Here is a 19283-nt window from a genome sequence, read left to right as displayed (position 1 = left end):
CTTCATTTAATCTTTAAAGCAAAATATCATTATGAAAAAGCCACTTCCTCCAGCAAAACTGAAAGGAAGTGGCTTTCTACTCTTTACTCCACAATATTCTCTAACTCACTATATAACTTCGCTCGTAACAACTCTTTCATCGTTTTTTCCTCATATAATTTTTCAAGTCTTTCAACATTAGCTACATGTTCCATTTCACATTCTATTGCATATATATCTTCTTCTACATGCATTAACTCATTTTCAATCTCTTCAAGATTCCTAGCTTTTTTCTCTTTTACTGGAACCATTTCAACACTCTTTCTCCCTTGGCGTTTTTGCTTTATTACTTGCTTCTCAAGCTTTTCTTCCCATTTTTGACGAGCCCATGCATAGTTTCCTGCAAACTCAAATAATTTACATTCATCAATCCAGTACGTCTTTTCAAATAACTTATTTAAAAAATAACGATCATGTGAAACAGCTAGGATTGTTCCATTATATTGCTCAAGGGCTTCCTCTAAAACTTCCCTTGATTCAATATCAAGATGGTTTGTCGGCTCATCTAAAATTAGAAAATTGATGTCTTGATACATAAGTTGCGCAAGTCTTAACCTCATTTTTTCTCCACCGCTCAGTTGCGTTACTTTCTTAAATACTGCTGGACCATAAAATAAAAACTTAGCCAATATATGCCTTGCTTCTCCTTCGGTTACAGCTACATACTCTCTAAACGCTTCTAATACATTACTCTTCACATTTCCATACGTATGCTGTGATAAATAACCAATTTTGACACTACTACCAATTCGAATTTCACCAACGTCTGGATTTATTTCTTCTAATAGTAGTTTTAATAATGTAGTCTTTCCTGTACCATTACGACCAACGATAGCCGCACGCTCTTGAAAACGAACATGTAAATTCGCTTGTTCAAATAAAGGTCGTCCAGCAAAACCTTTACTCACTTCTTTCATTACAACAACATCTTTCCCGCTTCTCTCTTGCCCTTCAAACTGAAGACCCATCTGTTTTCGTTCTAAAATTGGCCTCTTTAATTTCTCTATACGTTCTAACGCACGTTCCATATTTCTCGCTCTTTTATGCAATCCTTCATTCGGAGGGTTCGCTTGATTTGCCCATTCACGTAGACGCTTAATTGCTTCTTTCATTTTCTTTATTTTCTTTTGTTGCTCCTGATAAGCTTGAAACTCTTGAAGTAATCTTTCTTCCTTCTCCTCAACGAACTGAGAATAATTCGTATGGTACACGTGAATCTCTCCATCTTCCAAATCAAAAATTTTCGTTACAACTTCATCAAGGAAATAGCGATCATGTGAAATAACCATAACTGTTCCAGTGTATTCTTTTAAAAATTGCTCTAACCATTCAACTGCAAATAAATCTAAATGATTTGTTGGTTCATCTAATAGAAGTAAATCTGGTTTCTGCAATAGCATATATGCAAGGCTTACTTTCGTCTGTTCTCCTCCACTTAATTCCGTAAATACTCTTGAAAATAAGTCTGTCACTTGTAAGCCATTTGCTACCTTCATTATATTTGCCTCGATTTCATAACCACCGAGAAATGCAAATTTTTCTTGAATGACTCCGTACCTCTCCATTAGCTTTTCCAAAGCAGATTGTTCCTGTTCCACCGCCATATTTTTTTCTAAAGCATGCATTTCTTTTTCTAATTCCTTTTCTACTTTAAAAGCAGAACTCAATACATCATATACAGTCATAACCTCATCAAACTTCGGAATTTGTGCGACATGACCAATACGTGTACCTTTCTTCATATGAATGGCTCCTGCATCCAAACTCTCCATTCCAGTTAGAAGCCCAAAGATTGTTGTCTTCCCACTACCGTTACGACCAACTAATCCAACACGTTCACCATTCTTTATTTCAAGCGATATATTTTCAAATATGTTGTTTCCACCAAAAGATTTCGTTACATTATTTACACTACAAATAGTCATTTTCCGTACTCCTTTCAATATAAAAAACCATGAGAAAGAAACATTCCCCATGGTTTTTCGGCATAGAAAAAGGAAGCCAAATAGCTCCCTTTTCACACGTTTATTAAAAATGGGTGAAGAGATTTCTATCGTTCAATAGTCACTATGCAATTGTTAAAAAAGGGCATACGTATCCCGTTAACAACTACATCATGAAAAATCGCACGACAAAAATAGATAAAATCTAAAAATTTGGCACGTGCAGCTAAAGAACGTTTCATCTCATTCACCCCTTTCGTACGGAATTTAATACTTACTTCTTTATTATACTTTCCAATTTCATGTTTGAATAGTCATTTTTCTGAAAATAATGAAGATAGACTAAACATTTCAATAAGTGACATCAAATCTTACAAAACTGTTATGTTCACGTAATGGAAAGCGATAGTACGAAAAGATGCCTCCCTATACAATAAAGATGTAAACAAGAGAGACAAACAAAAGAAGGAAACAAACATGATGAAAGAAATCGTAAAAGCAATCTTTGAGGTATTAGTGAACGGACAAGCAGTTGTAAAAGAACTAAATGAACTATAAAAAGGAGTGAAGAAATATGATGAACATGGTGAAAATGATTTTACACGCTTTAGTCGATGCAAAAGCAGTTAGCCAAGAATTAAACCAACAATAAAAAGGGGTATATGAATATGAAGAAAGCCATTATTATCATTGCAAGCACAGCAATTACTTTATACACAATAAAAAATAGAAAAAAGAAAAATAATGAAAATGTTCTATATTATCCATACACACTATTAGAGAAAAAATAAAAGACAAGGTACCCTATCGTAATGAGGATATCTTGTCTTTTATTTTTTCCATATTTCCTTTAGAGGATTTCCTTCTCCTTTTCCCGAATGTATTAAGCGGGATTTTTACACATATTTTAAAGGGGCATATATACAAATGGATACACAACAACTATATTTTTTAAACGATATCGGTAAACAAAAACCAGAAAGTATTCGGAATAGAAGCGCTGCATGTCCATTTTGCGATAAAGAACATTTAACGGATATTTTAGCAACTGATGGTTCTATTATTTGGTTGAAAAATAAATTTCCTACATTACAAGATACATTTCAAACAGTGTTAATCGAAACCGATAATTGCGAAGATCATATCGCAACATATACAGAAGAACATATGCGGAAATTAATGCAATTTTCTATTCAACATTGGTTACACTTACAGAAGAACAAGGAGTTCGCATCTGTGATTTTATATAAAAATCACGGTCCATTTTCAGGTGGAAGTTTGCATCATGCACACATGCAAATTATCGGAATGAAATATGTAGATTATCTTGAAAATATTAAAGAGGAAAATTTCCAAGGAGTAATTGTTCAAAAAAATGAACGCATTGAGCTTAATATTTCAGAGCGTCCCATTATTGGCTTCACTGAATTCAATATAATCATTGATAATATTTCATATATAGATGAAATGGCAAATTACATTCAGCAAACTGTACGTTACATACTGACAGATTTTCATAAAGGATGCAGTAGTTATAACTTATTCTTCTATTACTTAAATGGAAAAATTATTTGTAAAGTTGTTCCTAGGTTTGTCGTTTCACCGCTGTATGTAGGATATAAAATACCTCAAGTTTCTACAAAACTAGAAGACGTAAAAATACAACTAGCGGAGTATTTCACAAAATGACACGATTATCAAAAAAAATAGAGTAGGTATCAAAACCTACTCTTTTATTACACCTTTATTTCGATAGTACACATCTTCTAATCCGATGTTATACTTCATGTTATTATCCGTCCACTCCGGCCCTAAATTCCCTGGCCATCCAGATGTATTCGCTATATATTTCAGTAATGCAAAATCAGTCAAACCTTTTTGCACCCCGCGCTTATATCCTTTCATCAAATGCGGCATTGCAATTTGTGCATTTGTACGTGGATCTTTTAGCTCATCATCAGTTAAATGTTCTGGTGCAAGCCCGCCGCCGCGGTGTAGTTGAAACAATCCGAATGAAGTTCCATTATCTCCAACACTCCTTGGATTTAATCGACTTTCATGCTCAGCAATTGCAAGAGGTATCCATTCTGGAAGATTTACTTTCTTCGCTTCCTCTATAATGATTTGTTTCACCTGTTTTGCTTCTTCTGAATCAACATAACTTGTTCCATTCACTAGCTTATCCATTCCTTCAGACTTTCCTTGGAAATATAAATATACTCCAAGAACAACTAAAAATCCTACAAAGAATTTCTTCACTACCTCTACCTCTTTCTCCGCTGAAATTTGTCCCCTTTCAGCCTTCCCTTTACAATTACCTACATTCTATTACTCTTTTATCATAGCAAATAACTATACATATTATCATCATGCTTTAGACCGATTTTGTGAAAAAACAGCTGGTAAATACGTGCAAAAATGTAACTTTCATAGACTATAACGTATTTATTGTATATAATTGTAAACTGAACTCTATATATAGAATAGGAGCATACAAAATGAAAAAATGCCTAACACTCTTGTTCAGCATTTTACTACTCATCCCTACCTACACCTCTGCACAAACATCATCAAAACCAAAAGTACTTGTTTTGTATAGTACACAAGACGATAAAGTTTCAAATAATGTCCAAATCCTTAATACTCAATTAGGACATTTTACAAATGATATAACCGTAAAAAACTTAAAAGAAGCAACTTCAATTAATAACGTATCCTCCTATACACATATTGTTTATATCGGTGAAACAAAAGAAGCGTTTTCTAATGAAACGAAACAATTTCTAGAAAACTTCTCCGGCCCTGTATTAGTATTAGGACAAAATGTTGAACAATTATCTAACCGTTTTTCTTTCATTACATTGAAGAGTGACGATATACGAGTTAACAAAATTGAATATCCAGACAAGAAGCTAAAAAATACCTTAGAAGAGGAACGATTAATTCAATCATTTGATACGAATGGAACTGTGATTGCTAACGCTTTAAGCTCAAATAACACTAATCCACTAATCGTTCAGCATGAAACATCTTATTATGTTGCAACACCTAATCTCTTTGACTGGATGTCTCATTACGTCGGTGAAATGTTATTTTCTTATTTCGGCCAAAAACCAACGACGAATAAAGTTGAAGCTTATTTACGTCTTGAGGATGTTCACCCAGCAGCAGATATAAATCAATTGAAAGAAATTGCTGAATTACTAAAAGAGAAGAAGATTCCTTACATGATCACTGTTATTCCTGTATATGCAGATCCAGATACAGGTAAAACACTACATCTAAAAGATAAACCCGAACTAGTGGATCTTTTACGATCTATGCAAGATGATGGTGCAGCAATTATTATGCATGGTTATACTCACCAATTTTATGACAGCGAAACAGGTGAGGGCTTTGAATTTTGGGATGTAAAAACAGATCAACCAATTCGCCAACCGAAGCATGAAAAACCGAAGACAAAAGATGACTTTCCAAATATAGAGGCATATAACCAATATGTAAAAAAAGGGGAAGAGTTTGAGGAAAAATATACGAAAGATCATATCGAAAAAGGAATTCAAGAACTTGTAGCTGCTAAACTATATCCTGTTGCCTTTGAAGCACCTCATTACACGATGTCTCAAAAAGGATATGAAATATTATCAAGATACTTTTCAACTTATGTAGGACAACTACAGTTAAATGATACAACTTGGAAATCCATGCACTCACCATATTATACAAGTACTCCTTCATTTTTACATGGAATGAAACTATTGCCTGAAACAGTCGGATTTATTGAAGAAGATAAGCCACAAACTATTGCTAAAATGAAAGAACGTGCTCTATCTGTTTCTAAATTATCCGATGGGATTATTGGAGCATTCTATCATCCTTACTTAGGTGTGAAACCATTAAAAGAAGTGTTAAAGGATCTAGAGAGTATTCCAAATATAGAATGGATTGATTTACAAAAGGAAAAGAATGAAGTAAAAATGAAAGATATTCATATTACTACGAATAAAGACGGCATTCACGTTAAAAAACCAACAAGTGCAAATGACATAATTGATTATATAAAGCAATATGGCTTCTTCCTTATACTAGGATTCGTTATCATTGTCTTTCTTTTATTATTAAAACGTGCGAAAAAATTAGAATCCTAATACAAAACCACCGAGCGGAACGCTTGGTGGTTTTTTGTCATATATCAAACCTTGGCATTTTACTAAATACATTCAACTTTTACTTTTTCCGTTACATGATTAAAACTATAATTCTCCTATCCTTTCAAATAAAATTGACTTGTATTTTCATATATTGTTTTTGCGACCTTATCAATGGATATGTTTTTTATAGAACTAATTTCCTTTAATACCTCTCGAATCATTCTTGGGTGCGTTATAACATCCTCTTGAAATTCCCACGGACCATCTGTTTCTACCATCATATATTCAAGCGGATAATACGAAACGATTTTTCTAATCTTCTCCTTATGTAAAACATCCGGTGTAATCGAAATATAATAACCATTTCTCATCATCCGTTTCATTGTTTCATCGCTTCCTTTAAACCAATGGAAGTGTGCACGTGAAACTTTATATTTCTCTAGCAAATCACATACAATGTCAGCAGCTTCATAAACTGCGTGTAATACAATCGGCAAATTATACTTACTAGCTAGTTCTATAAATTTTTTTCAATACAGCTATGTATGGATCTGCAGCAATTCTTTCATCTTCTTTTCTCAAATAATAGGGCAAACCTACTTCACCAATCGCAACAATTTCCTCTGCGTTCTGTTCAATAAGTTGATAAATCTGTTCACACTCTTCTTTATGAATCTGTTGCTCTGGATGAAACCCTATCGCTGGATATATAAAGGGATACTTCTTCGCTAAAGATAACGTTTCCTTACAAGATTGATAATTCATAGATACCGCAATAAGCCCCTTTATTTCCTTACTATTTTCCACCTCTTTTAGTAATCTGCTCTTCTCTTCATCCTTATATTGATCAACATGTATATGACTATCAATCCATTTCATCTTTATGCCCCCATAAAAAAAACAAGAAAGGACTTCCTTTCTTGTTTTAGCATCTATATTATTTAACAATTAAGTTTGTTATGATATCAAATAATCCAATACACACTACGGCAACAGTAAAGTAGCTACAGAAATCTTTAATTGGTAACTTCACTACTTCTTCTTTACGCATCCCATTTTTCTCCCTTCTTACTAGATCCCTAATTATTTTTCTATCTGTATCTATTATGCAAAAAATATGACAAATTTACTATCGAATTAACTTACGTAAACCTTACAATGTTGTAAGGTTTAAAAAAGATCCCCATCTTTATTCAGATGAGGATTATTAAAAATTAGTTGGTTTTTCATTCTTCATTACAAACAGAAAGTAATACATTGAGACTTTCTAGTTACACTATATGAAAATTACTATCTTTTAACTATCGAATTACATTACAGAAGGCTTACATGTTTGTAAGTTATGTGTAATGTAATTCGATAGTTCTCCTTACTTATATTTCGTACAATAAAGTTAGAAAGTAAGCCAAATAAGAAGAACAATCACATAACCAAATTACATTGCTAGTAGCTACTCTTCTTATAGCTTTCACCCATGCTACTACAATGTACCCCCTTCCCCTTTATATAACAAAAAAGCCTTAGTCTATATGGACTAAGGCTTTTTTGTTAACCTTAAAAATACCCTTACCCAGTATTTTTATTTTCGACAAAAAATAGCTGGGGGTATATTTCGCTATCTCACCGTTAAAAGTTTACTCTTCGCATTTATAGGAATATTTGCAACCTCAATCTCTTCAATGGACTCACCGTAACGCCCTTTTACAAAAACCTTTAATGCTTCATCTCTCTTTAACATATGCTTAACCGTTTTCTTTATTTTCTGCTCTCTACCACGTTCATCGAATGCAATAAATTCATATTCATACCACTCATCACCGATATGCTGACCAATTGTATTCACAACCGTATAGTATTCTTTCGTCTTATACAGTGGATTATATTTATCGATAACCGGTCCAAGTTTCGTAGGCAGTAACATTACTACTATCACTATCATCGCTATTATAGTAGTGATCAATTTTTTCTTCATAATAAACATTCCTCCTCTGCAGGATATATATACATCCATTTTAAAAAGGGGGAATAAAATCTACTATTGAATCTCATTACATTACACTTACATTTTTGTAAGAATTAAAAAAGGTGAACGAATTTACTCGTTCACCTTTTAGCTTGCTTTAAAGCCACCGCCAAGTACATCACGTACATCATGTATAACAACGAAAGCATCTTCATCTACCCGGCTAATAACTTGTTTTAACTTAACAAGCTCTTGTTTATTAATAACAACATATAAAACTTCTTTATTTTTACCAGTATATCCGCCGCGCCCTTCTAATACAGTAACACCGCGTGTCATATTTTTCGTAATAGCTTCACGAATTAAATCTGGTTGATTCGAAATAATCGTAACAGCCGTTTTTGTGTCCATTCCTTCTACAATGAAATCAATCACCTTCGCTCCAATGAACACAGCCACAAGTGTATACATCGCCTTTTCTTGCCCTATTATAAATACAGAACCAGCAATTACAACAATATCAATAATTAGTACGCCTTTCCCTACACTCCAACCTAAATATTGATTTGCTAACTGAGCTAAAATTGCTGATCCTCCCGATGTACCTCCGGCTTTGAACATACAGCCTAATCCAATACCCACAAATAAACCAGCAAATAAAGCTGCTAATAATGTATCACTATTTACATGATACTCAATATGTTCTGTAACGTATAAGAACAAAGATGTTTCTACAATCCCTAAAATTGTATAAATCATTGTTTTCTTATCAAAAAATTTATAACCAACAGCTAGTAAAATTGCATTTATAGCAAAGTTCACAATTCCTGGTGACCAATCAAATAAGTAGTACGTAACAACCGTTAAACCAATAATTCCACCTTCCGATAAACGGTTTGGAATTGCAAAGTAATTAATACCAATTGCGAATAATAATGAACCAATTGTAATTAGTGTTATTTCCTTTATACGTTGATTAACCATAGTTCATACCCTCCCCCCATTTGACATTGTATCACTATCTCCTAGAGGTTTAGAAGTGGTTTTTATTCCGCATTTTCCCTCTTAAAAATTGAAATATTATGTTTAAACAGAGGGTTGATTAATTATTCATATTTGCTCTAACTGCACGGACAAATCGCTCCACATTCCCTTTCTGAATATACTTAGCGCGAATGGTTTCATGACTACAAGTAAATTCAAAATACGGATGAAAATCTATGCTATCTATATGCAAATATGAATACTCTTTAAATGTTGAAGAATAGTACGGAAATTTCCCGTAAAAAAGGAGACGTCTAGTAGTGGCAACAAAAACCCCATGTTGATACGATAATATAAAATTATCCTTCTCAAATATCCCTACCACAAAAGCCAGAATCTTTTCATCATCATCTACATACTTTTTCATACTCGATAAAAGTTCATTCATGCATATTCCTCCAAATTCTATTCACTGCATTAACACTTGAAAAGAATCCATGGATTATTACAGACCGGTTTAACTCCTTTATAAAGTATGAAACGCGTTTCCTGTCAAAGATATTTCAAAAAAATAATCCGTTATGCGATTATACACATAACGGATTACGATTAAACTGTAGAGCGTTCCACAAGTTCGTATGGAATTTCCAGCTTTTCTTGTTCAGAACTCTCGTCATTCACTTTTCTATGCAACATTTCAAAAGCAGTTTTCCCTATCTCCTTTAAATTTTGATCAATAGTTGTCAATTGTAACACTTGCGAGATAGGTTGATTATCAAAGCCAATAATCGCTAAATCCTCAGGAACTTGAATCCCTAATTTTTCAACTTCTGTCATAACCCCAATCGCAACTTCATCACCTGCTACTATTAATGCTTCAGGAAGATCCTGCATCTCTTTTAACTTATGAGCCACTTTTACACCATCTTCTAGTGTAAAACATTCTGTAAAAATCCATTCTTCATTAACCTCTTCGTCTATAGATTGCAATTGCTGTTTATAAACATCAAAACGTTTTTGGCTACTTGGCCCTAATTTCCTTCCCGTGCAATAACCAATTTTTTTATAACCTTTCTCAATCAAATAATCCATTCCTAATTGAAAGGCCGCTGAATGATTCGTATATACACTTGAGATGTTTGAAATATCATTGTCTTCACAAGCAATTATTGCGCCGTAAGAAGCATATGGTTCTATCGTTTCCCAATCATTTGCACGTGAACAAATAATAAGACCATCCAATTGTTTTGTTTTTAACATATGTAAACTTTTCATTTCTTCTTTTTTATTATAATTCGTTTGGCAAAGTAGCACCCTGTAATTATGCGCTAACGCAGTCTCCATCATTCCGCTCACCATCGCATCAAAACACGGATGATTAATATACGGTAAAATCACACCAACAATATTCGTTTTTCCTTTTGATAAATGAACAGCATTTGCGTTTTGCGAGTAATTCAATTTCTCAACTATCTCTATAACCGCTTTCCTTTTTTCTTCACTTACATATGGGTGATCATTCAACACTCTCGAAACAGTCGTAACTGAAACTCCCGCCATCTTTGCAATATCTTTAATATTAGCCATACACTCACCTCTACCTTTAACTTAATGAATCTCATGAACATATGTCAAATCTTCTTATCATTACACCTTCATTCGTTTCTCTTACAAAAGTGTAATTTTTCTGTAAGCTAATTCGATAGTTACTTTCCGCAACATTTCATACAATTGAGTCAGAAACAGGGTAACAACTATTCGAAAAGGAGCGGATTAATATGCTGAACAAAATGAAAACGAACAATTTCTAAAATGCAATGGGCATGGTATTTTCCGCTCTTATCGACGCAAAAGCTGTTGCTTCTACATTAAACAAGTAAGGAGAATATATTATGAATAACATCACTTTTAACAAATTAGATTTTTTAGGACTAGCTAGTGGCTCGCTTCTTCTTACTGCTTTTATTTACGCCGCTACGCTTGTATAACTTTGTGTCCCCTTTCCCCTTTATTATAAATAGTAATAGAAAAGACGACCGTCTATGCCCGGTCGTCTTTTCTTATTTTTGATTTGATTGCAAAGCTTCTTTTAACTCCTCAAACTTCTCATTTAATTGATCTGTCATCATTTTCATAGCGGTTTTTCGATCTATTTGTTCTCCAGCCTCAATTTGAATTGGATCTCCAAAAATCAATTGTGCCTTTTTCCCCTTTATTAATTCTTTTACACTTGATGGACCAACATAAGCTGCTGGTACTAACGGAACATTAGAACGCATCGCAATTGTCACAGCACCCGCTTTTAATGAAACATCTTCCGCTGATCTTGTTCCACTCGGAAAAATCCCTACTACCTTTCCTTCTTTTAATAAACGTGATGGAATTTTAAGTGTACTTGGTCCTGGATTCGCACGATCTACAGGGAATGCATTTACATTTTTAAAGAACCAATTTTTGAATTTCCCTTCAAATAATTCTTTTTTGGCCATGTAATGAATTTGAGTTGGATACATCCCTGTAGCTAACATTAATACATCCATAAAACTTGTATGTGTACATGCAACAACATACGGTCCACCTTCTGGTAGCTTTTCTCTTCCTTGTACTTCTACTTTCCCAGCTGTTTTAAATATATATTTCAACAAAAATGTAATTGGTTTATACATTTATTTCGTTCCTTTCTAAACATCCGAAGTATAATCATATTCTTACAATAATTATAACACTAAGTTTTAGGAGTTGGTAATAAAATTAAGGATGAATTGTTAAATTTCAATTCTTACAAAAGTGTAATTTTCTTGTAAGCTAATTCGATAGTTACTTCTTACTATATTTCATACAATTAAGTCAGAAACAGGGCAACAATTATTCGAAAAGGAGTGGATCAATATGATGAACAAAATGAAAACGAACAATTTCTTAAATACAATGGTCATGGTATTATCGGCTCTTTTCGATGCAAAAGCTGTTGCTTCTGCATTAAACAAGTAAGGAGAATGTATTATGAATAACATTACTTTTAACAAATTAGATTTTTTAGGATTAGCTAGCGGCTCTCTTCTTCTTACTGCTTTCATTTACGCTGCTACGCTTGTATAACTTTGTGTCCCCTTTCCCCTTTATATAGAAAAAGACGACCGTCTATGCCCGGTCGTCTTTTTAATTTTTTCTTTCTTTCAATTCTTTTAAAAGCTGTATCAGCTCAGCTTGTTGTTTTATCTTTTTACGACCATTTCGATTAATTGCTGCAAGCTCACAGGCAACTCCGACGGCGAAGAAAAACAATAAACTTTCCAACATATGAAATCCTCCATTTGCCTATTAAACAGCTTGACGTAATTGTTCTTCTTGTAAAACTCTCTTATTTATATTTTCTTCTTTTCTCTGGCAAACGTTATTGCGAATAAGCGCTGCAATAACAAGTACAGTCCCTATAATATCAAACATTGTGATCTGATACCCTTGCATCATCATAATAACTAAAGTCGTAATTGGTACAAAATTAATAAATAAAATCCCATTAATGGATGATAAAATTTTCACACCATAGTTCCAAGCAAGTAGCGCTACAATACCTGGCAATGTCATCATAAATAACAAATCATACTTCACAATAGAAATCGTTCCCATACTAGGAACTGAAACATATCCAAGCGACGTAATAATTACCGTTATAATTCCTGTAACAGTCGTACCGAATACACACGTCAACGTAGAATAACGTAATGTTGACCAATCACTACACGTTTGACCACCCATCGTATAAATAACCCAGCCTACAACACCAATAAATATAAATGCTAATGAGAACATATTATCTTTCAATGTTACAAAGAAACTCATGTCACCTTTTGTAATAACAAACACAGCTCCTACAAAAGCAATAACCATACTCGTTATCATATACTTCTTCGGTTTTATATGCTTATATCCCCATAAAATACAAATAGAAATCATCGGCATAAGTGATTCCATAATGGAAGCTACCATTACACCCGACTTACCCATTAACATTTGCCCTAAAAATATGAGGACATTATATACTGTAAATGCCATCGTTCCAAAAAAGACGAGTAACTTTCCTCTTCCCTCTAAACGAAATGCCTGTTTTCCTTCTTTCATTAACAACAATACAATCAGCATTATCGCCACTGCTCCATAACGAATAAGCGAAAAATAAAATGGATCTATGTATTCTAGCGCATGATCAGCAACTGGAAACATCGCTCCCCATGACATACTCGCAATTAAACACGCTAAAGCCCCTATTATCATTTGACCTCTTCTCACCGCAATCCCCCGTTTCTTTCTATTTGCACAAAGAGAATTGTAAAAGAAAAAATATATCACGTAAAATGATTCAAAATGATGTTAACTATCATTTATAATGATAGTTAACATCAAGGGGGATTACAAAATGGAATTAAGAGACTTACAAATCTTTAAAAGCGTTGCCGACCAGGGTAGTGTAAGTAACGCAGCAAAGGAATTAAATTATGTACAATCAAATGTAACTGCACGTATTAAACAACTAGAAAACGAATTAAAAACCCCACTCTTTTACCGCCATAAACGAGGAATGACTTTAACAGCTGAAGGAAGAAAAATGCTCGTTTATGTTAATAAAATTTTGCAAGATGTCGACGAACTAAAACAAGTATTTTTAGATAGTGAAACACCCTCCGGTATATTAAAAATCGGTACAGTAGAAACAGTAAGTACATTACCTACCATTTTATCTTCTTACTATAAAAGCTATCCGAATGTCGATTTATCATTACAAGCGGGTCTAACAGAAGAATTAATTAGAGAAGTACTTGATCATCAATTAGATGGTGCCTTTATATCAGGTCCTATTAAACATCCACTAATCGAACAATACGATGTTAGTACAGAAAAATTAGTGCTTGTAACACAAAATAAAGCTTTTCATATAGAAGAATTTACAACAACGCCTCTACTCGTTTTTAACCAAGGATGCGGATACCGTTCCAAACTAGAACGATGGCTGAAAGACGAAGGTTTGCTACCAAAAAGAATTATGGAATTCAATATATTAGAGACAATATTAAACAGCGTTGCACTCGGCCTCGGAATTACACTCGTACCACAGTCTGCTGTCCATCATCTTTCTAAAGCAGGTAAGGTACATTGTCATGCAATCCCTGAAAAATACGGCAGTATTTCAACGGTTTTCATACGCCGTAAAGATAGCTATATGACGAATTCAATGCGTAGTTTTTTAAAAACAATTGAAGAACATCATCATATCAATATGCTGTGAAAGACATTCTTACAGGAATGTCTTTTTTTCTTACAAAAGTGTAAGTCTTTCGTAAGCTAATTCGATAGTTGCAAGTGGACATATTTCCTATAATTAAGACATAAGCAGGGCAACAACAATTCGAAAAGGAGCGGATACGCATGATGAACAATATGAAATCAAATAAATTTTTAAATACAATGGGCATGGTGCTATCCGCACTTGTCGATGCAAAAGCTGTTGCAACTACATTAAACAAATAAGGAGAGATTATAATGAACAACATTACTTTCAACAAATCAGACTTTATCGGACTTGCAAGTGGAGCTACTCTTCTTACGGCTTTCATTTATACACTTGCTCAAGGTCTTGTTTAACACTTTGTTTCCCCAAACCCCTTTATATAGAAAAAGCTGCTCGTCTTATAGACAAGCAGCTTTTTAGTTTGTTTCATATATAATTTGACCTGTTTTCGTAATATCATATCCGCCAATTGCATTTAATTCATTATGAAATTCTTCCGATTGCAGAATGTCTTTCACGACTTCAATCAGCTCTTCATTTTCTTTATTCTTCAAAATTACTAAATCATACTGTTCTTTCATGATTGGAATAAAGTCCACATTTACAATTTGCGAAAACTTTTCTGAACCTACTCCTACATCAGCTTTTCCATTTGCAACTTGCGTGGCAACACCCAGATGATTCGATTCTTCCCATTCATATCCACTAATATCAGCTTTATTTAATTTTTGGATTCGTAATTGTTCATCCACTAACACTCTAATACCAGAACCCTTTTCTCTATTTACAAACTTTATAGTGGATCTGGATATATCGGCCCATGTCTTTATTTTCTTCGGATTTCCTTTTTGGACATAAAATCCTACATTTCTGGACAATAAATTAATCATAATACATGGCTGGCCTACTAAAATGCGTTTTACATAAGGAACATTATATGTACCCGTTTCACCATCAAACAAATGCAAACTAACGATACTTCCTTCTCCTTGATACATTTTCACTAAACTTGTTAAGCTACCTTGATACGCCCTTAAAACATTAGAACTTGGCAAACGATTTTCTATACGTTTAGCTAACATATCTAACGTTAGTTCTTGACCACTAATAATACACGTGTTCAAGATACTACTACCATCGTTTTTTACAGGAGTAACTTGTACCTTTCCTGTTTTCATTTGTTTTATATATTGATCTAAATCTGCTGCATCAATGCGCATCTGTCTACCAACTCTATAAGAAGGAAGTTCTCCTTTTTTAATTAAGTCGTATACAGTTAATTTTGATACTTTTAATCGCTTTGCTACTTCTTCCGTTGTGTAGGAATGATGATCCATAGACGATTCCTCACTTTCTTCTTTCATTGTAACAAAGAAAAGAATATTTCTCCTATTTTTTAAAAATAGATATATGTTCAAATTATATTCAATTATAACTATTTATATTTAGTTATATTTAGTTATAATTAGATGTGTCAAAACGAAAGGGGATTTTTTTATGAATAAATTTACATTACGTTCGATTGGGGCACTTATACTTTCTTTCCTTCTTATATTTAGCGCTGCTTGTACAAGTGGAGAAAAGCATACAAAGTCAGCTGCTAAAGAGGATAAAACAGTTGAACTCACTATCTCAGCTGCTGCCAGCTTACAAGATGCATTAAAAGAAATCGAAAAACAATATAAAGAAAAAGAGCCAAATATTAAACTTTCTTTTAACTTCGGTGCTTCTGGAGCACTTCAACAACAAATTGAACAAGGTGCACCTGCTGATTTATTCTTCTCTGCTGCAGAAGATAAATTCCAAATCCTTGTAAAAAAAGGATTCATTAATGAAAAAGAAGGGAAAAATCTTCTTGGAAATGAACTAGTTCTAGTCATCCCTAAAGATAGTTCTCTTACAAAATTTCAAGATTTAAAAGATGAGAAAATCAAAAAAATCGCACTTGGTACACCTGAATCTGTACCTGCTGGCAAATATGCAAAGGCCTCTCTAACACACGAAAACCTTTGGAATGATGTTCAAAATAAAGTCGTATTTACAAAAGATGTTCGCCAAGTGTTAACATATGTAGAAACAGGAAATGTCAATGCTGGTATCGTATACAAAACAGATGCTCTCATTTCAGATAAAGTAAAAATTGGTGAAACAGCAGCAGCTACTTCTCATGAGCCAATCCACTATCCTTTAGGTGTTATAAAGGAATCTAAACATAAGAAAGAGGCGACTTCATTTTATGAGTATTTGCAGTCAAAAGATGCACAATCTATCTTTAAGAAATATGGATTTACAGTCCTGTCGTAATTACTATGAGCATTGATGCTATTATATCGCCTGTCTTTCTATCTTTAAGAGTAGCTGCGTGTGCCACTATTCTCGTTACAATTTTAGGGACGATTGTCGGGCGAGCACTAGCTCGCTCCTCATGGCGATATAAAGTACTATTAGAAACCATATTTTTATTACCAATGGTACTTCCACCAACTGTTATCGGCTTCTTTCTCATTATCATCTTTGGAAACAACAGCCCGATCGGAAGGTGGGTTGAATCATTATTTCAGCAGTCTATTATGTTCACATCTACCGCTGCGATCATCGCTTCTACAGTTGTTGCATTTCCGCTTATGTACCAATCAGCGAAAACGGGATTTTCTATCGCAAATGTACAAATTGAAGAAAGTGCTCGTGACCTTGGCGCAAGTGAATATCAAGTTTTTCTGCACGTTACACTTCCGCTCGCATTTCCTGCATTACTAAGCGGGATGATTTTGAGCTTCGTCCGCGCGCTCGGTGAGTTTGGTGCTACACTCATGTTTGCCGGGAATATCCCTGGTAAAACACAGACAATCCCGACTGCAATTTACATGGCCATTGACGCAAGTAATATGCAACTCGCCTGGACACTTGTGGTTATCACTATTAGTATGTCACTCCTATTTCTGCTATGTATTCAGCTTATTAACAAAAGAATTACTAACCCTTAAAGCAGCTTTTTTGGAAGCTGCTTCTTTATTTCTTAGGAAATAAAATATACCACCGGGAAATAACTGAATTTTACCTCTTATTTAAATATACATTTTATTTGAATTCACTTTCTAAAATAGGCAATTTCCTGTTATTATATGGAGGTGTTTCAAAAAATGAAGAAATGAAAACGCATTTATATCGTGAATTCTTCATCCTGTTTTAGCGATCGGTAATCTTCTACTCTATTAGTGGGGCATTACCGATCGTTAGAACGATATGTAACTATATTGATATAGCAAACCGAAGGGAGTCTTGTAATGGACATTTTATTAGCGCTTCTTCCTGCAATTGCATGGGGAAACATCTTATTAGTAAGCGTAAAAATGGGCGGTGGTGCATATAGCCAAACGGTAGGTATGACAATCGGTGCTCTATTCTTCGCAACAATTATGTATGTATTTACTCAACCAGCTTTAACAATGACAATCTTAATTGTTGGGTTTATTTCAGGTTTATTCTGGGCTTTAGGACAAGTAAACCAATTAAAAACAGTTGAAAAACTAGGTGTTTCAACTACCGTAACAATTTCTACTGGTATGCAACTTGTTGCAACTTCTATCTTTGGGGTTATCGCTTTCCGTGAGTGGACTACTACTACAACGATTATTCTGGGAACGATTGCAATCCTATTAATCGTAGTTGGTGTTGTATTCACATCACTAGATGATAAAGAAAATGCTCAGCCACCAGGACAATTGAAAAAAGGACTTCTTACTTTAATTGTTTCTACTTTCGGCTATCTTGTATATGTAATTATTATTCGTTGGTATAATATCGATGGTTGGTCTGCTATTTTACCACAAGCAGTTGGTATGTTTGTTGGTGCGGTTGTACTGACGTCTAAACATAAACCATTTAACAAATATGCAATCCGTAATGCTTTATCTGGTTTACTATGGGGAACTGGAAACTTATTCTTACTTCTTTCATTACCACGTGTTGGAGTAGCAACAAGCTTCCCATTATCTCAAACTGGAATCGTTATCTCAACATTCGGTGCGATTGTATTCTTGGGTGAAAAGAAAACAAAACGTCAATTGATCTTTATTGCACTAGGTAGTGTTTTAATTATCGGCGGCGCTGTACTACTTGGTATGACAAAAGCTTAATCTTATATTCTATTAGTAAACCCCTGAAGCATATATGCTTCAGGGGTTTTTTAATTCTAATTATTTTCTAGATATAATTATTTGTATGTTCTTGCCCCTTATAATTGCTCTTCCACTCTAGCAAACCAGCTACACATATAAAGAGATTAATAATAGCTAATATTAGCATGACGTATAAACCAGTAGAAATATAAATTACAATGCTAACTACGTTATATAAAATCCATAAATGCCAGTTTTCTAATATTTTTCGACTTAACATAAATTGAGCCACTAGTCCCAATACGGCATTTAAAGCGTCTAAATATGGACTTGTTGACTCTAAATAACGGACTTGATAATAACCCCAACCAATCCAAGCAACTAAAATAAAACTTATATAAAAAGTCCACCCTTTCAAATCTAAACGAACTGTTGCTTTTACCTCTCCCTCCCCACTTCGTGCAATCCAATAATACCAACCATATACATTAAATATAAATTGAAAAGCGGCTAATACTGCCATTGCATATAAACCTTGTGTAATAAAAATGTATAGAAATACCGCAACAGTAATCATGCCAAATAAAAAGTTGGATACTTTTTCTCTCGCTAATAACCAAACATTAATGATTCCCATAATTGATGCGAAAATTTCAATATAACTCGATTGAATATACAATCCAACTAATACACAAATAATACTAGAAACAAGTAAAAAAAGTGGACTTCTAACCATATTTATCTCTCCCCAGATGTGTAATAAATTCCCTATCACCAGTATAAGGAATAGCCCTTTCC

Annotated in this window: 22 protein-coding genes and 1 pseudogene; 10 read left to right on the top strand and 13 right to left on the bottom strand. The window is 33.9% G+C overall.

Annotated elements, in window-relative coordinates:
- Nucleotides 1–83 precede the first annotated feature (83 nt).
- Together abc-f and BUA87_RS32010 are read right to left on the bottom strand one after the other, a co-directional pair.
- The gene (abc-f, locus tag BUA87_RS27025; protein WP_072941412.1) at nucleotides 84–2015 is read right to left on the bottom strand and encodes a ribosomal protection-like ABC-F family protein; all 1932 of its coding nucleotides are present in this window, start codon (nucleotides 2013–2015) and stop codon (nucleotides 84–86) included.
- Nucleotides 2016–2089: 74 nt separating this feature from the next.
- Nucleotides 2090–2224 carry an RAxF-45 family protein gene (locus tag BUA87_RS32010; protein WP_000830643.1) on the bottom strand — a complete coding sequence of 45 codons (135 nt, stop codon included), beginning with the start codon at nucleotides 2222–2224 and terminating at the stop codon, nucleotides 2090–2092.
- A gap of 420 nt (nucleotides 2225–2644) precedes the next feature.
- Between BUA87_RS32010 and BUA87_RS27020 the strand changes: the two genes are divergently transcribed.
- Nucleotides 2645–2773 carry a hypothetical protein gene (locus BUA87_RS27020; protein WP_001998915.1) on the top strand — a complete coding sequence of 43 codons (129 nt, stop codon included), beginning with the start codon at nucleotides 2645–2647 and terminating at the stop codon, nucleotides 2771–2773.
- A gap of 136 nt (nucleotides 2774–2909) precedes the next feature.
- Nucleotides 2910–3671, top strand: coding sequence for a DUF4931 domain-containing protein (locus BUA87_RS27015; RefSeq protein WP_071713807.1), 762 nt, complete (start codon nucleotides 2910–2912; stop codon nucleotides 3669–3671).
- A gap of 36 nt (nucleotides 3672–3707) precedes the next feature.
- On the opposite strand, the gene BUA87_RS27010 is transcribed toward BUA87_RS27015, so the two are convergent.
- Nucleotides 3708–4241, bottom strand: a complete 534-nt coding sequence (locus BUA87_RS27010) for a transglycosylase SLT domain-containing protein (protein ID WP_000713253.1) — start codon at nucleotides 4239–4241, stop codon at nucleotides 3708–3710.
- Nucleotides 4242–4480: 239 nt separating this feature from the next.
- Between BUA87_RS27010 and BUA87_RS27005 the strand changes: the two genes are divergently transcribed.
- A complete protein-coding gene (locus BUA87_RS27005) occupies nucleotides 4481–6130 on the top strand; it encodes a DUF2334 domain-containing protein (RefSeq protein WP_071713806.1) in 1650 nt (549 codons plus the stop codon).
- Nucleotides 6131–6246: 116 nt separating this feature from the next.
- Here the strand turns inward: BUA87_RS27005 and BUA87_RS27000 are convergent.
- The 5 genes and pseudogenes from BUA87_RS27000 to BUA87_RS26980 form a co-directional block, all read right to left on the bottom strand.
- A pseudogene (locus tag BUA87_RS27000) lies at nucleotides 6247–7012 on the bottom strand (TatD family hydrolase).
- A 736-nt stretch (nucleotides 7013–7748) separates the two neighbouring features.
- Nucleotides 7749–8105 (bottom strand): YxeA family protein, encoded by a 357-nt coding sequence (locus BUA87_RS26995; protein ID WP_072941409.1) that lies wholly within the window; start codon nucleotides 8103–8105, stop codon nucleotides 7749–7751.
- A 138-nt stretch (nucleotides 8106–8243) separates the two neighbouring features.
- Nucleotides 8244–9080 (bottom strand): YitT family protein, encoded by an 837-nt coding sequence (locus tag BUA87_RS26990; protein ID WP_000248045.1) that lies wholly within the window; start codon nucleotides 9078–9080, stop codon nucleotides 8244–8246.
- Nucleotides 9081–9198: 118 nt separating this feature from the next.
- Nucleotides 9199–9528, bottom strand: a complete 330-nt coding sequence (locus BUA87_RS26985; RefSeq protein ID WP_001004245.1) for a PH domain-containing protein — start codon at nucleotides 9526–9528, stop codon at nucleotides 9199–9201.
- Nucleotides 9529–9689: 161 nt separating this feature from the next.
- Complete coding sequence (locus BUA87_RS26980; protein WP_001273903.1) at nucleotides 9690–10667, bottom strand: LacI family DNA-binding transcriptional regulator; 978 nt, start codon at nucleotides 10665–10667, stop codon at nucleotides 9690–9692.
- A 305-nt stretch (nucleotides 10668–10972) separates the two neighbouring features.
- Here BUA87_RS26980 and BUA87_RS26975 point away from each other — a divergent pair, with 305 nt between their 5' ends.
- Complete coding sequence (locus BUA87_RS26975; protein WP_001060007.1) at nucleotides 10973–11068, top strand: DUF3948 family protein; 96 nt, start codon at nucleotides 10973–10975, stop codon at nucleotides 11066–11068.
- Between the two features lie 72 nt (nucleotides 11069–11140).
- Here the strand turns inward: BUA87_RS26975 and BUA87_RS26970 are convergent, their stop codons facing one another.
- A complete protein-coding gene (locus BUA87_RS26970; protein WP_000277778.1) occupies nucleotides 11141–11746 on the bottom strand; it encodes a lysophospholipid acyltransferase family protein in 606 nt (201 codons plus the stop codon).
- Between the two features lie 337 nt (nucleotides 11747–12083).
- Between BUA87_RS26970 and BUA87_RS31105 the strand changes: the two genes are divergently transcribed.
- Nucleotides 12084–12179, top strand: a complete 96-nt coding sequence (locus BUA87_RS31105) for a DUF3948 family protein (RefSeq protein WP_001060007.1) — start codon at nucleotides 12084–12086, stop codon at nucleotides 12177–12179.
- Between the two features lie 60 nt (nucleotides 12180–12239).
- Here BUA87_RS31105 and BUA87_RS26960 read toward each other — a convergent pair whose 3' ends face one another.
- Together BUA87_RS26960 and BUA87_RS26955 are read right to left on the bottom strand one after the other, a co-directional pair.
- Nucleotides 12240–12380: a YrzO family protein gene (locus BUA87_RS26960; protein ID WP_000894065.1), complete on the bottom strand. Its 141-nt coding sequence runs from the start codon at nucleotides 12378–12380 to the stop codon at nucleotides 12240–12242.
- A 21-nt stretch (nucleotides 12381–12401) separates the two neighbouring features.
- On the bottom strand, nucleotides 12402–13370 hold the full coding sequence (locus BUA87_RS26955) for a DMT family transporter (protein ID WP_002004285.1): 969 nt from the start codon (nucleotides 13368–13370) through the stop codon (nucleotides 12402–12404).
- A 127-nt stretch (nucleotides 13371–13497) separates the two neighbouring features.
- Here BUA87_RS26955 and BUA87_RS26950 point away from each other — a divergent pair, with 127 nt between their 5' ends.
- Nucleotides 13498–14364: a LysR family transcriptional regulator gene (locus BUA87_RS26950; RefSeq protein ID WP_016513341.1), complete on the top strand. Its 867-nt coding sequence runs from the start codon at nucleotides 13498–13500 to the stop codon at nucleotides 14362–14364.
- 254 nt (nucleotides 14365–14618) lie between these two features.
- Nucleotides 14619–14720: a DUF3948 family protein gene (locus BUA87_RS26945; RefSeq protein WP_001060018.1), complete on the top strand. Its 102-nt coding sequence runs from the start codon at nucleotides 14619–14621 to the stop codon at nucleotides 14718–14720.
- A 63-nt stretch (nucleotides 14721–14783) separates the two neighbouring features.
- Here the strand turns inward: BUA87_RS26945 and BUA87_RS26940 are convergent, their stop codons facing one another.
- Complete coding sequence (locus tag BUA87_RS26940) at nucleotides 14784–15704, bottom strand: substrate-binding domain-containing protein (protein ID WP_014481933.1); 921 nt, start codon at nucleotides 15702–15704, stop codon at nucleotides 14784–14786.
- Nucleotides 15705–15864: 160 nt separating this feature from the next.
- Here BUA87_RS26940 and modA point away from each other — a divergent pair, with 160 nt between their 5' ends.
- The 3 genes from modA to BUA87_RS26925 all read left to right on the top strand — a co-directional run bounded on the left by modA (nucleotide 15865) and on the right by BUA87_RS26925 (nucleotide 18503).
- Nucleotides 15865–16671: a molybdate ABC transporter substrate-binding protein gene (gene modA / locus BUA87_RS26935; RefSeq protein WP_071713803.1), complete on the top strand. Its 807-nt coding sequence runs from the start codon at nucleotides 15865–15867 to the stop codon at nucleotides 16669–16671.
- 5 nt (nucleotides 16672–16676) lie between these two features.
- Nucleotides 16677–17351, top strand: coding sequence for a molybdate ABC transporter permease subunit (gene modB / locus BUA87_RS26930; RefSeq protein ID WP_002152004.1), 675 nt, complete (start codon nucleotides 16677–16679; stop codon nucleotides 17349–17351).
- Between the two features lie 300 nt (nucleotides 17352–17651).
- Nucleotides 17652–18503: a GRP family sugar transporter gene (locus BUA87_RS26925; RefSeq protein WP_000353544.1), complete on the top strand. Its 852-nt coding sequence runs from the start codon at nucleotides 17652–17654 to the stop codon at nucleotides 18501–18503.
- 67 nt (nucleotides 18504–18570) lie between these two features.
- Here the strand turns inward: BUA87_RS26925 and pnuC are convergent, their stop codons facing one another.
- Nucleotides 18571–19221: a nicotinamide riboside transporter PnuC gene (gene pnuC, locus BUA87_RS26920; RefSeq protein WP_000252484.1), complete on the bottom strand. Its 651-nt coding sequence runs from the start codon at nucleotides 19219–19221 to the stop codon at nucleotides 18571–18573.
- Nucleotides 19222–19283 lie beyond the last annotated feature (62 nt).

The organism is Bacillus sp. bc15, from assembly GCF_900142585.1.
Taxonomy (GTDB): domain Bacteria; phylum Bacillota; class Bacilli; order Bacillales; family Bacillaceae_G; genus Bacillus_A; species Bacillus_A cereus.
This window is presented reverse-complemented; position numbering and strand designations above follow the sequence as displayed.

Bases quoted from the DNA above. Each gene is read 5' to 3' on its own strand.
- abc-f (WP_072941412.1), bottom strand. From the start codon at position 2,015: ATGGGGAATGTTTCTTTCTCATGGTTTTTTATATTGAAAGGAGTACGG.
- BUA87_RS32010 (WP_000830643.1), bottom strand. From the start codon at position 2,224: ATGAAACGTTCTTTAGCTGCACGTGCCAAATTTTTAGATTTTATCTAT.
- BUA87_RS27020 (WP_001998915.1), top strand. From the start codon at position 2,645: ATGAATATGAAGAAAGCCATTATTATCATTGCAAGCACAGCAATTACT.
- BUA87_RS27015 (WP_071713807.1), top strand. From the start codon at position 2,910: ATGGATACACAACAACTATATTTTTTAAACGATATCGGTAAACAAAAA.
- BUA87_RS27005 (WP_071713806.1), top strand. From the start codon at position 4,481: ATGAAAAAATGCCTAACACTCTTGTTCAGCATTTTACTACTCATCCCT.
- BUA87_RS26995 (WP_072941409.1), bottom strand. From the start codon at position 8,105: ATGAAGAAAAAATTGATCACTACTATAATAGCGATGATAGTGATAGTA.
- BUA87_RS26990 (WP_000248045.1), bottom strand. From the start codon at position 9,080: ATGGTTAATCAACGTATAAAGGAAATAACACTAATTACAATTGGTTCA.
- BUA87_RS26985 (WP_001004245.1), bottom strand. From the start codon at position 9,528: ATGAATGAACTTTTATCGAGTATGAAAAAGTATGTAGATGATGATGAA.
- BUA87_RS26980 (WP_001273903.1), bottom strand. From the start codon at position 10,667: ATGGCTAATATTAAAGATATTGCAAAGATGGCGGGAGTTTCAGTTACG.
- BUA87_RS26975 (WP_001060007.1), top strand. From the start codon at position 10,973: ATGAATAACATCACTTTTAACAAATTAGATTTTTTAGGACTAGCTAGT.
- BUA87_RS26970 (WP_000277778.1), bottom strand. From the start codon at position 11,746: ATGTATAAACCAATTACATTTTTGTTGAAATATATATTTAAAACAGCT.
- BUA87_RS31105 (WP_001060007.1), top strand. From the start codon at position 12,084: ATGAATAACATTACTTTTAACAAATTAGATTTTTTAGGATTAGCTAGC.
- BUA87_RS26960 (WP_000894065.1), bottom strand. From the start codon at position 12,380: ATGTTGGAAAGTTTATTGTTTTTCTTCGCCGTCGGAGTTGCCTGTGAG.
- BUA87_RS26950 (WP_016513341.1), top strand. From the start codon at position 13,498: ATGGAATTAAGAGACTTACAAATCTTTAAAAGCGTTGCCGACCAGGGT.
- BUA87_RS26945 (WP_001060018.1), top strand. From the start codon at position 14,619: ATGAACAACATTACTTTCAACAAATCAGACTTTATCGGACTTGCAAGT.
- BUA87_RS26940 (WP_014481933.1), bottom strand. From the start codon at position 15,704: ATGGATCATCATTCCTACACAACGGAAGAAGTAGCAAAGCGATTAAAA.
- modA (WP_071713803.1), top strand. From the start codon at position 15,865: ATGAATAAATTTACATTACGTTCGATTGGGGCACTTATACTTTCTTTC.
- modB (WP_002152004.1), top strand. From the start codon at position 16,677: ATGAGCATTGATGCTATTATATCGCCTGTCTTTCTATCTTTAAGAGTA.
- BUA87_RS26925 (WP_000353544.1), top strand. From the start codon at position 17,652: ATGGACATTTTATTAGCGCTTCTTCCTGCAATTGCATGGGGAAACATC.
- pnuC (WP_000252484.1), bottom strand. From the start codon at position 19,221: ATGGTTAGAAGTCCACTTTTTTTACTTGTTTCTAGTATTATTTGTGTA.